Annotated in this window: 13 protein-coding genes; 3 read left to right on the forward strand and 10 right to left on the reverse strand. The window is 69.3% G+C overall.

From position 1 onward, the window contains the following. Positions 1-5: 5 nt before the first annotated feature. On the reverse strand, positions 6-374 hold the full coding sequence (locus tag QM806_RS03820) for an Rv2175c family DNA-binding protein (protein ID WP_005260167.1): 369 nt from the start codon (positions 372-374) through the stop codon (positions 6-8). 110 nt (positions 375-484) lie between these two features. Here QM806_RS03820 and pknB point away from each other — a divergent pair, with 110 nt between their 5' ends. Continuing rightward, positions 485-2503, forward strand: a complete 2019-nt coding sequence (pknB, locus tag QM806_RS03825) for a Stk1 family PASTA domain-containing Ser/Thr kinase (RefSeq protein ID WP_242322849.1) — start codon at positions 485-487, stop codon at positions 2501-2503. A gap of 43 nt (positions 2504-2546) precedes the next feature. Here the strand turns inward: pknB and QM806_RS03830 are convergent, their stop codons facing one another. Together QM806_RS03830 and QM806_RS03835 are read right to left on the reverse strand one after the other, a co-directional pair. Next, complete coding sequence (locus tag QM806_RS03830; RefSeq protein WP_005247669.1) at positions 2547-3932, reverse strand: class II 3-deoxy-7-phosphoheptulonate synthase; 1386 nt, start codon at positions 3930-3932, stop codon at positions 2547-2549. A gap of 42 nt (positions 3933-3974) precedes the next feature. Continuing rightward, positions 3975-4466, reverse strand: a complete 492-nt coding sequence (locus QM806_RS03835; protein WP_005260165.1) for a polyadenylate-specific 3'-exoribonuclease AS — start codon at positions 4464-4466, stop codon at positions 3975-3977. A 67-nt stretch (positions 4467-4533) separates the two neighbouring features. On the opposite strand from QM806_RS03835, the gene QM806_RS03840 reads away from it, so the two are divergent. Continuing rightward, positions 4534-5856, forward strand: coding sequence for a glycosyltransferase 87 family protein (locus QM806_RS03840; RefSeq protein ID WP_005260163.1), 1323 nt, complete (start codon positions 4534-4536; stop codon positions 5854-5856). A gap of 13 nt (positions 5857-5869) precedes the next feature. Here the strand turns inward: QM806_RS03840 and QM806_RS03845 are convergent, their stop codons facing one another. The 6 genes from QM806_RS03845 to QM806_RS03870 form a co-directional block, all read right to left on the reverse strand. Further along, a complete protein-coding gene (locus QM806_RS03845; protein WP_005260161.1) occupies positions 5870-6628 on the reverse strand; it encodes a lysophospholipid acyltransferase family protein in 759 nt (252 codons plus the stop codon). Between the two features lie 130 nt (positions 6629-6758). Then, complete coding sequence (locus QM806_RS03850) at positions 6759-7772, reverse strand: ROK family protein (RefSeq protein ID WP_005573209.1); 1014 nt, start codon at positions 7770-7772, stop codon at positions 6759-6761. A 52-nt stretch (positions 7773-7824) separates the two neighbouring features. Beyond that, positions 7825-8226, reverse strand: coding sequence for a hypothetical protein (locus QM806_RS03855; RefSeq protein WP_005260157.1), 402 nt, complete (start codon positions 8224-8226; stop codon positions 7825-7827). Next, complete coding sequence (locus QM806_RS03860; RefSeq protein ID WP_080606193.1) at positions 8223-9464, reverse strand: ArsA family ATPase; 1242 nt, start codon at positions 9462-9464, stop codon at positions 8223-8225. The genes QM806_RS03855 and QM806_RS03860 overlap by 4 nt, the downstream gene beginning before the upstream one ends. Further along, complete coding sequence (locus QM806_RS03865; protein ID WP_005247694.1) at positions 9461-9898, reverse strand: SRPBCC family protein; 438 nt, start codon at positions 9896-9898, stop codon at positions 9461-9463. The genes QM806_RS03860 and QM806_RS03865 overlap by 4 nt, the downstream gene beginning before the upstream one ends. A 151-nt stretch (positions 9899-10049) precedes the next feature. Beyond that, a complete protein-coding gene (locus QM806_RS03870) occupies positions 10050-10424 on the reverse strand; it encodes a hypothetical protein (RefSeq protein ID WP_005260151.1) in 375 nt (124 codons plus the stop codon). A gap of 168 nt (positions 10425-10592) precedes the next feature. Here QM806_RS03870 and QM806_RS03875 point away from each other — a divergent pair, with 168 nt between their 5' ends. Beyond that, positions 10593-12404 carry an AMP-dependent synthetase/ligase gene (locus QM806_RS03875; RefSeq protein WP_120661441.1) on the forward strand — a complete coding sequence of 604 codons (1812 nt, stop codon included), beginning with the start codon at positions 10593-10595 and terminating at the stop codon, positions 12402-12404. A 60-nt stretch (positions 12405-12464) separates the two neighbouring features. Here QM806_RS03875 and QM806_RS03880 read toward each other — a convergent pair whose 3' ends face one another. Continuing rightward, positions 12465-13592, reverse strand: a complete 1128-nt coding sequence (locus QM806_RS03880) for a glycosyltransferase family 4 protein (RefSeq protein WP_005573205.1) — start codon at positions 13590-13592, stop codon at positions 12465-12467. Between the last annotated feature and the right edge of the window lie 38 nt (positions 13593-13630).

Raw genomic sequence — 13630 nt, forward strand, 5'->3', positions numbered from 1 at the left:
GGCGGTCAGAATCCCATCGCCTGAGCGCGGCGGATCACTTCGCGGGCGAGGTCGCCGTGCAGGGCCTGGACGGGTGCGCCGGGGAGGCTGTCATCCTCACGGAACAGCCACTGCAGGATTTCCTCGTCCTTGAATCCGCCGTCGTGCAGCACGGCGATGAGACCGGGCAGCCACTTGACCGTCTCGCCGGTCTCGTCGAAGAAGAGTTCGGGAACACCGAGGACGCCGTCGCGTCGGACGGCGATCAACTGCTGATCGCGCAGAAGCTGCTGCACACGGGTGACGGCCACACCGAGGTTCTTCGCGACGTCCACCAACTGGAGGAGCGAGACGGAAGGGTCCAGGACATCGTCACAGTAAGGGATGGCACTCACTCCCCTAACGTTATCTGGTCGCTTCCTGCGTGGCGCTACCGGTCGGTGTCGCTGGCTACGATTGAGGGACGCGTGGCCGGGCCGCGCGCACTGACGGGGGAACGGACACTGTGCACGATGGAGGTCAACGTTTGATCGGCGAGCTGCTCGACCGGCGCTATCGGGTGGATGCCACGATCGCGCGTGGCGGCATGTCCACCGTCTACCGGGGGCTCGACACGCGTCTCGACCGTCCGGTAGCCATCAAGGTGATGGATCCGCAGTTCGCGGCCGACCCGGCGTTCGTCACCCGGTTCGAGTTCGAGGCCCGCTCGGTCGCACGACTCAAGCACCCGTCGCTGGTCGCGGTCTACGACCAGGGGCACGACCGCGAGCACGCGTTCCTGGTGATGGAACTCGTCGACGGCGGAACGCTCCGCGAACTGCTCCGGGAACGCGGGCCGATGCCGCCGCACGCGGTGGCCGCGGTCGCGGGCCCGGTTCTCGACGCGCTCGCCGTCGCTCACCGGGCCGGTCTCGTGCACCGCGACATCAAACCCGAGAACATCCTGATCTCCGACGGCGGTGAGGTGAAGATCGCCGACTTCGGTCTGGTGCGGGCCGCCGCCGCGTCGACCACCACGTCGAACAGTGTGATTCTGGGCACGGCGGCATATCTGTCGCCGGAGCAGGTGACGTCCGGGATCGCGGACACCCGCAGCGACGTCTACTCCACCGGTGTCCTGCTGTTCGAACTCCTCACTGGACGGACCCCGTTCACCGGGGACACGTCGTTGTCCGTCGCCTATCAGCGGATCAACCAGGACGTTCCGAGGCCGGGTTCGTACATCGCGGGCGTCCCGCCCGAGTTCGACGAACTCGTCGCGGAGGCCACCCACCGGGAACCGTCGCACCGCTTCGCCAACGCCGAGCAGATGGGCTCGGCCCTGCGCGGCATCGCGGCGGCGCTCGACCTGCCCGCCTATCGGGTGCCCGCCCCGCGACGCTCGGCGCAGCACCTGAGCGCCGCGGCCGCCGCGAGCGCGCCTCCCCTGAGCGCGCCGCCGGGCCCCGCCGCACCGCCCACCGTGCACCTTCCCCCCGCCGCGCCGCTGTCGCCGCCCAGCCCGCTACCGGCGCAGCCCGGTGTCCAGCACACGCGGGTCGTCACCACCCAGACTCCGCGCCCGCCGATCGACGAACCGTCGTTCGGGGTGGAGGACGAACCCGACGACGGCTACCACTACCCCGACTTCGCCGCCGAACGGCAGCGGTCGCGCCGGACCACGATCGTGTGGTTGCTCGTGATCCTGATGCTCGCCCTGGCGGTGGGTTTCGGTGGCTGGTGGATGGGTTCGGGCAGATTCACCGCGGTCCCGACCACCGACGGTCTCGATCGCGGTGCGGCGGTGACGGCGATCGAAGCGGCCGGTCTGTCGACGGAGATCCGGGGGCAGTATTCCGACACGGCTGCGCTCGACACGGTGCTGGGTACCGATCCCACCGGCGGTTCGCGGATCTCCCGCGACGGCACGGTGGCTCTTCTCGTCTCCCTCGGGAGGCCGACGGTCCCGCCGCTGCCCGCGGGCGGTGAGCGCGCCGGAATCGAGCAGGAACTGCGGAACCGCACGTTCACCCCGGTCGACGGCGGTCAGGCGTTCAGCGCGAAGGTCCCGATCGGTGCGGTGGCCGCACTCGACCCGGCACCGGGTACCGAGCTCGCGACCGGTTCCACGGTCAAACTGATCGTCAGCAAAGGTGCACCGCCGGTCGATGTTCCCGACGTGAAGGGCATGTCGGAAGCCGAGGCCCGCGCGTCACTCGAGGCGGTGGGCATCGTCGTGCAGGACGTCACCACGGACTTCGACCGCAACGTCGCCGCCGGGGACGCGATCGCCACCAGCCCGAAGGCGGGCGCCCGCGTCAATGCGGGTACCAGCGTGACGTTGAGTGTGTCGAATGCGGTGCGAATTCCGTCGATGCTGGGCCGGACGGTCGGATCCGCGCGGGACGAACTGAGCCGTCTCGGACTCGACGTCAAGGTGCGTTCGGTGACCGACACGGACAGGTCGTTCGTCATCAGCCAGAACCCGGGCAGCGGCGATCTGGTGAAGCCCGGGAGCACGGTCACCCTGGTCTCACTGCCCTGACCCCGCAGGTGCAGGGCAGTGAGGGTCCGAATGATGCGGGCGATCAGCCGCGCAGCATCTCCGCGACGAGGAACGCCAGTTCCAGGGACTGCTGGGTGTTCAGGCGAGGGTCGCACGCCGTCTCGTAGCGACCGGACAGGTCGAGGTCCGAGATGTCCTGCGCGCCGCCGAGGCATTCGGTGACGTTCTCACCGGTGAGTTCGACGTGGATGCCGCCCGGGTACGTGCCGAGACCGTTGTGGACCTCGAAGAATCCCTGCACCTCGTCGACGATGCGGTCGAAGTGGCGGGTCTTGTATCCCGTGGACGCCTCGTGCGTGTTGCCGTGCATCGGGTCGCACTGCCAGATCACCTGGTGACCGGTGGCCTGGACCTTCTCGATGATGGGCGGCAGCAGGTCGCGGACCTTGTTGTTCCCCATGCGCGAGATCAGGGTGAGGCGACCCGGCTTGTTGGTGGGGTCGAGGCGCTCGACGTATTCGACCGCCATCTCCGGTGTGGTGCTGGGTCCGATCTTCAGGCCGATCGGGTTCGACACGAGTTCGGCGAACGCGATGTGCGCCCCGTCGAGCTGACGGGTGCGGTCGCCGATCCACAGGAAGTGAGCGGACAGGTCGTACAGCTTGGCGTGGTCGTCGTCGTTGTCGAGGCGCAGCATCGCGCGCTCGTAGTCGAGGACGAGCGCCTCGTGGCTGGCGAAGATCTGCGCGTGGTGCAGGCTGGGATCGGTGACGCCGCAGGCGTTCATGAACTGCAGCCCGCGGTCGATCTCCGCGGCGAGTGCCTCGTACCGGGCCCCGGCCGGCGACGACGCCACGAACTCGCGGTTCCAGTCGTGCACCTTGTGCAGGTCGGCCATGCCCGCGCCGGTGAGCGCGCGGACCAGGTTCATCGCGGCGCTGGCGTTCGCGTACGCCCGCACGAGCCGCGACGGGTCGTGGGCGCGCACGGCCTCGTCGGCGACGAGGGAGTTGATCATGTCGCCGCGGTACGACTGCAGGCCCAGGGCGTCCACGTTCGACGACCGCGGCTTGGCGTACTGGCCGGCGATGCGGGCGACCTTGACGACGGGCAGGCTCGCTCCGTACGTCAGGACCACGGCCATCTGCAGCAGGGTGCGGATGTTGCCCTTGATGTGCGGCTCGGTGTTGTCGGCGAACGTCTCGGCGCAGTCACCGCCCTGGAGGAGGAACGCCTCGCCGCGCGCGACCTGGGCCAGCTTCTCCTGCAGGGCCACGACCTCGCTGGCCACCGTGATCGGTGGCACGCTCTCGAGGACCGTCCGCATCGCGGCGGCCTGACCCTCGGGCCATTGCGGCTGCTGGGCAGCGGGCTTGGCCAGCGCTGCATCGAGGCGCTCACGCATCTCGGTGGGCAGCGGCGGGAGTTCGGGCAAGCGGTCGATCGGCACGTCGACAGTCCAGTTCACCCATACAGGATATTCGCTCGACCGGAGCGATGGCGAGTCAGGTCACCGGAGTGAGCGCGCCGCCCGAACTGCCTCGAACTTCGCCAGGTTGTGCCGGGCGTCGGCGAGGGCGTCGTGCGCGTCACCCGGTGCAGGTGGGAGCGCCGGGCTGCCGTGTTCCTCCCAGTACTGGCGGAGTTCCCGCGTGTACCGGGGCAGCGACTGCGGCAGCTCCGTCATGTCCCCCCACAACTGGCAGAGGGCGACGTGGTCGTAGGCGGCCACCCACGCCCACAGTTCGGGGACGATGCCGGGCCGGGGAATCAGGAACGCGTAGAGGTCGTCGCGAATGCGGGCGCGGCTCTTCCAGAGGGGCGACGACGGCGGCGGCAGCTTCGGCAGCACGTTCCTGCGCACCCACTTGCCCGCGCGGTCGGGATCGAACTCGGTGGACACCGCGTAGAATTCACGTCCGTCCTCCGCGACCACCCCGATCGACACCAGGTCGATCGTGCGACCATCCTCGATGAACTCGCAGTCGTAGAAGTAACGCACGCCCGCAAACTATGCCTCACCCGTTGGCGTCATCCGGATCCACCCCTACCTCGTGAAGGAGGCCTCGGTGCGCGCAACCTCCGACGGTCGACAGTCCGCCGCCCCTGTCGCGGACCTGATCGACCCCCCGCGGGTGCCTCTGCATCTCCGCATCGGAGGTCTCGTCGTCCGAGTCCTCGTCCTCGCCGGGCTCGCAATCGGATTCGCCTACAACCTGCTCGGACTGCCCGGCCTGCGGGACTTCGGCAGTTACTACCGGCTGGATCTCGACGTCTACCGCCTGGGCGGTTCGGTGTTCCTGCACGGCCCGACCCTGTACGGGTCGATGCCGGCCACCCAGATGGGCAACTTCCTGCCGTTCACTTACCCGCCGCTCGCCGCCGTCGTCTTCAGTCCGCTGTCGACGGTGTCGCTGGCGACTGCCGGGACCGTCGTGACGGTGTTGTCGCTGATCGCGTTGTTCGGTGTTCTCGTCGTCACGCTCGACTCGCTGGGCATCGCACCCCGCACCACGCTGGTGTGGACTGCCCTCGGTGCGCTCGCGGTGTCGATGGCCCTCGAACCCGTCTCGTCGACCCTGGACTACGGGCAGATCAACATCCTGCTGATGCTGCTGGTCGCCGCGGACTGCCTGCCGAAGAAGACGCCGTGGCCGCGCGGCGTGCTGATCGGCCTCGCGGCGGCGGTGAAGCTGACGCCCGCCGTGTTCATCCTGTACTTCCTGGTGCGCAAGGACTTCCGCTCCGCCGTCGTGACCGGGGTCAGTTTCCTCGCGTTCAGCGCAGTGGGCGCGATCGCGACGTGGAACGACTCCGTCACCTACTGGACGCACACGCTCTTCGATTCCGATCGGATCGGCACCCCGGCATATCCGGCGAACCAGAGCATCACCGGTGTGCTGGCCCGGCTCGGCCTGAGCGACTCGGTGCGCACCCCGTTCTGGCTGCTGCTGAGCGTCGTGGTTCTCGCACTCGTGATTCTCGCGATGGCGCGGGCGCTCCGGTCCGGCGAGACCGCGCTCGCGCTCGGACTCAACGCCGTTCTCGGACTGCTCGTCTCCCCCGTGTCCTGGTCGCACCACTGGGTGTGGTCGGTGCCGGTGATCCTCGTGCTCGGGGTCCTCGCCTACCGCCGTCGAAGTGTCGCCCTGGCGGTCACGGCCGTGGCCGGCGTCGTCGTCGTGAGGCTCGCCGCGCACTGGAAACTCGGGGTGGGCCGCTGGAGCGGAACCCACTGGAATCTGTGGGATCAGTTCCTGGCGTCGTCGTACGTGTGGTGGGGACTCGCCGTGGTGCTGGTCGCGATCGTCGCGTTCCGCACCCGCCCCTCACAGTCCGACGAGGACGATCGGTCGGAGACCTCCGACGATCTCACCGTCCCCGTCGGCTGAGAGGTCGCGGCGGTCAGCTCGCCCGCGTGTCCGGCAGTCGCGTGACGGTGGTCGCGTCGCTCGCCGGCGCCACATCGGCCACCGAGGCGTCGGCGGCGGGCGCCTTCTTCTTCAGCGTCGCCGCGTAGATGTCGACGTACTCCTGACCCGACAGCTTCATCAGCTTGTACATGACCTCGTCGGTGACGGCCCGCTCCACGAAACGGTTGCCGCCCATGCCCTCGAACCGCGAGAAGTCGATGGGCTCACCGACGCGGATGGTGACCTTCGAAGGACGCCACACCCGGGAGCCGATCGGGTTGACCTTCTCCGTTCCGATCATGGCGACCGGGATGACCTTCACACCGGATTCGAGAGCCATGCGGGCCAGGCCCGTCTTGCCCTTGTAGAGGCGGCCGTCGGGCGACCGGGTGCCCTCCGGGTAGATGCCGAGCAGCTTGCCCTGCGAGAGGACGCGCAACCCGGCGTTCAATGCGTCCTGCGCGGCGTCCGCGCCCGTCCGGTCGATCGGCACCTGGCCGACCACCGAGAAGAACCAGCGCTGGAATGCGCCCTTGAGTCCCGTCCCGGTGAAGTACTCGCTCTTGGCGAGAAAAGTGATCCTCCGCGGCACACGCAACGGCAGGAAGAACGAATCCAGCACGGCCTGATGGTTACTCGCCAAGATGGCGCCACCCTCCGCCGGAATGTTCTCCGTACCCTCCACGGTCGGCCTACCCAGCCCCCAGAGAACCGGCCCCAAAAACACGTACTTGAAGAGCCAGTACCACATGGCGTCCCTCCCGTTCACAACCCAAGCTTCGTTCGGGTCGACTCTACTTCGGGTGGGTGAGGGTCGCTACACACGCCCGGGAGCCCCGCACAGCATCACACTCTGCGGGTTTACAGCAGTAGGCCGGACGTCAACCCACCCGATCGGGCAGGACGGCCCGAGCGAGTTCCGCCGCTCCGATCATGCCCGCCGCCTCCCCCAGCTGGGTAGGCCGGATGCGGGCGAGCGGCCGGTGCCCGGCCCCCGTCGTCAGCGCCGCGTAGTGCTCGCGGGCCTCGTCGATGAACAGCGGTGAGGAACTCGCGACCCCACCGGCGATCACGACGAGATCCGGGTCGTACACGTCCCCGATGAGCGCCAGGCCGACGCCGAGCCAACGGGCGAACTCCCGCATGGTCTCCAGTGCCAGTGGATCGCCGTCCTGTGCCGCGCCCGCGATCCGCCGGCCCGTCAGCGCACCGGGATCGACCGCCACCTCCCGCGCCAGGACGGTCGACGTCGCCGGATCCGCGGCCAGAAGTTCGATCGCGGTGTCGACGAGGGCCGTCCCGCTGCAGTACCGCTCCCAGCAGCCGTGTTTGCCGCACGCGCACGGGCGCCCGTCGGGGACCACCTGGATGTGGCCGAGTTCGGGTGCGACGCCGTGGCTGCCGCGGTACAGCCGGCCGTCCGCGAGGAGCGCCGCGCCGATACCCGTGCCGATCGCGAGCATCACCACGTTCCGGCCGCCTGCGGCCGCACCGAACCGGTGCTCGGCCCAGGCCGCCGCGTTCACGTCGTGCTCGAGGATCACCGGCAGACCGAGACGCTGCCCGAGGTCCCGGCCGACGGGTGCACCCACCCACGGCAGATGCGGCGCGAACCGCACCGTCGTGCGGTCGGGCGTGATGAACCCGGCGACCGCCAGCCCCACCGCGGCGACGTCGTGCCGCGCGGACAGCTCCCGGACCGCGCGGTCCAGGCCGTTCTCGAGTGCCTTCGCCGACGCCGGGGTCGGCGACTGGAGCGAATCGAGCACCTCACCGGCCGAGTCGACCACCGACGCACGGATGCTCGTTCCACCCACGTCGATGCCGATGGTCAGCGCCGCGCTGCCGCCACGTTCGCTGCCCGTGCCTGTGCTCATGGAGATGATTGTGCCCATGCCGGATCGCCGACGTGCACGAGTCCGGCGATCCGGTCCGCGCAGAGCACACTCAATGCTTGATGGTGACCGTGATCGGCTCGAACGCCGAGCCGCCGTCCGGTTCGGGCGTTCCACCGCCCGGGCCGGGTTCCGGAGTGTCGGGGCCGCCGGGGTCCGGGGTGTCGTGAACGGCATGCTCGTCGAGGACCTGCCGCAGCACCGCGATCAGCACGGACGCCTGGCCGGCGAGCAGGGTCACGAGATCGTGCTGCTCACCGCGGATCAGGGCCGCGAGTGCGCACACCGGGCACCACGTGCACCCCGACCACTGCCCGGTTCCGGGCACCCCACCCTCGGCGTCCGCCGGGGCGTGCGGCGCCGCCGCGCGCTGGAGAATCGGCTCGAGACGGTCCAGTGCGGTCTCGGCGAGCGCCCGCAGCTCGGCCACCAGCTGCGCGTGGTCGTCGTTCATACCGGCCACACCTGCGGGTCGGGCGTGAAGCGCACGACCAGATCGCTTCCGTCGAGTTCTGCGCCCGCGACGACGCACCGGCGCAGGACCGAGGCGAGGCGGACCCGGCGGCGCACCCCTTCAGCTCCCACGACCAAGTCGTCCTCCACTCGACCCAACGTGAGGGTCGACGGGTTCACGAGCGGAAGATACATCCGCATCGTGTACACAGAATCCACACCGGCCCCCGATTCCAGCCCCACCCGCACTGCAGGCGGGTTCTTCCCCAACACCGCAACCGCGTCCGTGTCGTCGGCATACAACTCCCGGGCGATTCCGCCGAGATCGGCCCACCCTACCGGCTCCGTCACCGACCGGGTCACCGAGAGGATCACCGTGGCGCCCGCGGAGGCGGTCAGCTCGGCGAGCACCCGCTGCTGCAGGGCTCGCCGCCTGATCAACCATGCCACACCGGGATCGTCGTGTCCTGCCGGCGAATCGAAGTGCGGCAGAAGGTTGTTCACGAGGATCGCATCGATGCGCAGGCCGGACAGCGCGGCCACCGCCACGGTGCGCCGGGTCTCCGTCAGCACCACCCGCTCCGGCGTCGTCACCAGTCGCACAGTGGTTTTCGCCCGGTTCGCGAGCATCTCCCGGACCTCGCCGACCGCGGCGACGACCTGTTCGATCAGCGTCACCAGCATGACGAGGCGCGGATCGGAACCCAGGAGCGCGACGATGCGGCGGTGCTGCGGCCACACCCGCTCGATGTACTCGAGGGCCATTGCAGGCGCGGCGAGCGTCCGCAGGCAGTCCGCGGTGGGCGGGCAGTCGACCACGACGGCGTCGTAGTCGCCCTCGGTGGCGAACCGGACGATCTCGCGCAGCCCGAGCACGTCCTGCACGCCGGGAAGCCCCGTCAGCTCCTCCGGTTCGAGCGCCGACAGCTGGGCACCGTGGTCGTGCGATCCGGCGGCGGCGAGAACCGCTGCCAGACTCCGGAATCTGTTCTCGAGCAACGTGAGGGTGTCGAGTTCGAGCACGTCGAGGGTGTCGGTGACGGACACGAGGTCCCGGGCGGCGGCGATCCCGATCACATCGGCGAGGGAGTGCGCCTGGTCGAGGGAGACGAGGAGAGTCCGGTTTCCCGCCTCTGCGGCCGCCTGCGCCGTCGCGGCCGCAAGCGTCGTCTTCCCGACGCCCCCCTTCCCTACGAAGAACTGGACCCGCGCAGGTCCGGCACGACCCTCGCTGCTCAGCCTTCCACCCGCTTCTTGAGTTCCTTGAGCGCGGTGTCGGTGATCGCCTTCTCCGCCTTGCGCTTGAACAGGCCGATCATCGGAATGGTGAGGTCGACGGTGAGCTCGTATGTGACGGTGGTGCCGCCGCCCGGCTCGTCCTCCAGAACGTACGAACCGAACTGCGACTTCTGGATCTCACCGGACTCGAGCTCCCAGCTGACCGATTTGCCGTCGGGAGCCCAGTCGTAGCGGAGTACGTACGTGTCCTTGACCATGCCCGCGTCGAGCACGAACCGCACCCGGTCGGCCCGGCCGCCCTGTCCGGGTTCCATGACCTCGACGGACTTCGCTGCGGCCACCCACGCCGGGTACGCGTCGAAGTCGGCGATCACATCCATCACCCGGGCGGGCGGCGCCTCGATACTGATCGACCTCTTGGTCCTCTCGGGCATGGAGTGAACGCTTCCTTTCGCCTGGCCGACCCGCTCGTCGATCGCGGGGCCACGCCGTTACCGGTGTCGTATGTCTGTGTTGTGCCCGACTATCACACACGATCTCGGCGCCCTGACACAATGCCGACCCCGCCGCGCGGCCGGATCTGCCTCAGGACGGCGGTTCTCCCGCAGCGCGACCGGCCTCGAGTTCCTTCTTCACCTCGAAGGACATGACCTTTCCCTCGACGCGCCTGCGACGGTTCAGTGCGGCCAGATCGGGGGTGCCCTCGCTGCGGGCCGGTTCGGCGTGGAGGAAGTAGTGGACGATCGCCCCGTCCAGCACCGGCTCGAGCCACACTTCCATCGTTCCGGTGAGGGGTCCGGCCACCGTCCACCGGATGCCCTTCTCGGCCCGGTCCTCGCGGACGGCGAGAGTGAGATCGGGCCACCACCGGCGCCAGCGGGCCGGCGGGGCGATCGCCGCCGCGACCTGCTGTGGTGGGGCCGCGATGAACGTCTGGTCTGCGACCTGAATGCTGCTCACGGCGACTAGCTTCACATACCGCTGCCGGCGGTGGCCGCGGGGTTCCGCAGCACCTTGCCGGCAGGGCTCTGACCACGCTTCTTCGGCCTGGAAGCAGGCCGGGCGGGGGAAGGTCTAAAGTTGGGACGACAATCCTACTCGTCAGTATCTTCAGTGTCGGAGGTTTTCGTGCCCGAGTTCAGCGCGCCACAGTCGTTCACGATCGCGGAGGACGCGTCCGCGGTCGACTCGGTGTTCGCCCACGCCGTGGCCGACCCGACGCTGGTCGTGTACAAGCGCAAGATCGGCGGACGCTGGACCGACGTCACGGCCGCCGAGTTCGCGGCTCAGGTCACCGCGGTCGCCAAGGGTCTCATCGCCCTCGGCGTCCAGCAGGGCGACCGGGTGGCACTGATGTCGGCCACCCGGTACGAGTGGCCCCTCGTCGACTTCGCGATCTGGGCAGCGGGCGGCGTCACCGTCCCGATCTACGAGACGTCCTCCGCCGAGCAGGTCCGGTGGATCCTCGAGGACTCCGCCGCGATCGATCTCGTCGTCGAGAACGCGACGCACGCGGCAACCGTGAAGGCCGTCGCGGCCGAGGCGACCGCGCTCCGCGGCGTCTACCAGATCGAGGTGTCCGACGGCGGCCGTGGCGTCGTCGAGGAACTGACCGAACTGGGCGCCGACGTGCCCGACTCCGAAGTCCAGGCCCGCGTGGCCGCGCTGAAGTCGAGCGATCCGGCCACCCTCATCTACACCTCCGGCACCACCGGCAGGCCCAAGGGCTGCCAGCTCACGCATTCCAACCTCATCGCCGAGTCCAAGGGCATCCTCGATTCCAGTCTCGGCACCCTGCTGAAGACGCCCGGCGTCAGCACCCTGATGTTCCTGCCGATGGCGCACGTCCTGGCGCGCGCCGTCAGCATCGCGTCGTTCGACGCCGGCGCCGCACTCGGACACACCAGCGACATCCCGAACCTCGTCCCCACGTTCGGCGAATTCCGCCCCGACTTCATCCTGTCCGTGCCGCGTGTGTTCGAGAAGGTGTACAACAGCGCCCGCGCCAAGGCCCACGGCGAGGGCAAGGGCAAGATCTTCGACGCCGCCGCCGAGACGGCTATCGCCTGGAGCGAGGCTCAGGACAAGGGCGGGCCGGGGCTGGTGCTCAAGGCCAAGCACGCGCTGTTCGACAAGCTGGTGTTCTCGAAGCTGCGGGCGGCGCTCGGCGGCAAGTGCCAGCTGGCGATCTCCGGCGGCGCCCCGCTCGGCGCCCGCCTCGGCCACTTTTTCCGCGGCATCGGCATCACGATCTACGAGGGCTACGGCCTCACCGAGACGTCCGCGGCGTTCGCGGTCAACACGATCGGCGAGCAGAAGGTCGGCTCGGTCGGCAAGCCGTTGGCGGGCAATTCCGTTCGCATCGCCGACGACGGCGAGATCCTGCTGTCGGGGCCGGTCGTCTTCAGCGGCTACTGGCGCAACGAGAACGCGACCGCCGACGCGATCGAGAACGGCTGGTTCCACACCGGCGACCTCGGATCGGTCGACGCGGACGGGTACATCACCATCACCGGCCGCAAGAAGGAGATCATCGTCACAGCGGGCGGCAAGAACGTCTCCCCCGCCCAGCTCGAGGATCACCTGCGTGCGCACCCGCTGATCAGCCAGGCCATCGTCGTCGGAGACCAGCAGCCGTTCATCGGCGCGCTGATCACCATCGACGCCGACGCGCTGCCCGCGTGGAACGAGCGCAACAGCAAGCCCGCAGGCACGACGGTCGCGGATCTGCTCGCCGACGCCGACCTCACGGCCGAGATCGACGAGGCCGTCGCGGAGGCCAACAAGCTCGTGTCGCACGCGGAGGCCATCAAGAAGTTCCGGGTCCTGCCCGTCGACTTCACGGAGGAGACCGGCGAGCTCACGCCGACGATGAAGCTCAAGCGCAACGTGGTGCACGACAGCTTCGCCGACGACATCGCCGCCATCTACGCCAAGTAGTGTCCTCCGGGCTCGTGAGTACTTGTCAACCGCGGGCGGTTGACAAGTACTCACGAGCGGTCATGCAAGCAGTGCCTGGAGCTTGGCGGCGAGCACGTCCCATCGCCACTCCGCCCTGACCCATTCGCGGCCGGCCGCCCCCATCGCGGCCGCGCGGTCGCGGTCCGACAGGACCGAGATCACCGAACGCGCCACCTCGGCCACCGACGTGCCGTCCACGACCATGCCGGTTTCGTTCTGCCGCACCGTTTCCGGGGCGCCACCGGACTGTCCGGCGACGACCGGCACACCGGTGGCGGACGCCTCGAGGAAGACGATGCCGAGGCCCTCGACGTCGAGTCCCGCGCCCCTCGTGCGGCACGGCATCGCGAACACGTCGGCGATCGTGTGGTGCGCCGCCAGCTCGGCGGACGGCACCGTGCCCGTGAACACGACGTGGTCCTCCACCCCGACCGAGCGCGCGAGCGAGCGCAGGCGGTCCTCGTAGGGGCCGCCGCCGACGATCACGAGCACGGCGCCGTCGATGTGCTCGCGGATGCCCGGGAGCGCCTTGATAAGTATGTCCTGGCCCTTGCGGGGCACGAGACGGGACAGGCACAGGACCGTCGGCCGCTCCCCCAGCCCGTAGCGGGACCGCAGTTCGGCCCGCGCGCCGCTGTCCGGGGTGAACAGGTCGGTGTCGACTCCCGGCGGCAGGTGTTCGAGCGCGGCACTCGCGCCGAACGCGGACGCGAAGCGGCCCCTCGTGTACCGGCTGACATACGTGACGACGTCGGTCCGGTCGCCGATCCGTCCCAGGGCCTGTCGCGCGGCGGGGAGCATCGACCAGCCGACCTCGTGCCCGTGGGTACTCGCGACCACCCGTTCCGCCCCGGCGCGGCGCAGCGTCGAACTCAGCAACGCGAGCGGGGCGGCTGCGCCGAACCAGACGCCCGTGCAGTCGTGTTCGGCGAGCAACGTGGCGGCGCGGCGGGCGACGAACGGGGTGGGCACCATCAAGGTGGTGGGGTGCCGGACGACCTGAAACGGTTGCCGCGCATCGAACTTGATGTGCGAGTCGCCGCGCCAGCGCGGGGCGTAGACGACCAGGTCGTCGGCGGGCAGGTGCTTGGCGAAGGTGTGCAGGTACGACTGAATTCCGCCGGGGCGCGGCGGAAAATCGTTCGTCACCAACAGGGTTCGGCGCATGTGATCACCGTAGGCGGTGGACCGTGCGGCGACGGACG

The organism is Rhodococcus sp. IEGM 1351 (assembly GCF_030056875.1).
Lineage (GTDB): Bacteria > Actinomycetota > Actinomycetes > Mycobacteriales > Mycobacteriaceae > Rhodococcus_F > Rhodococcus_F opacus.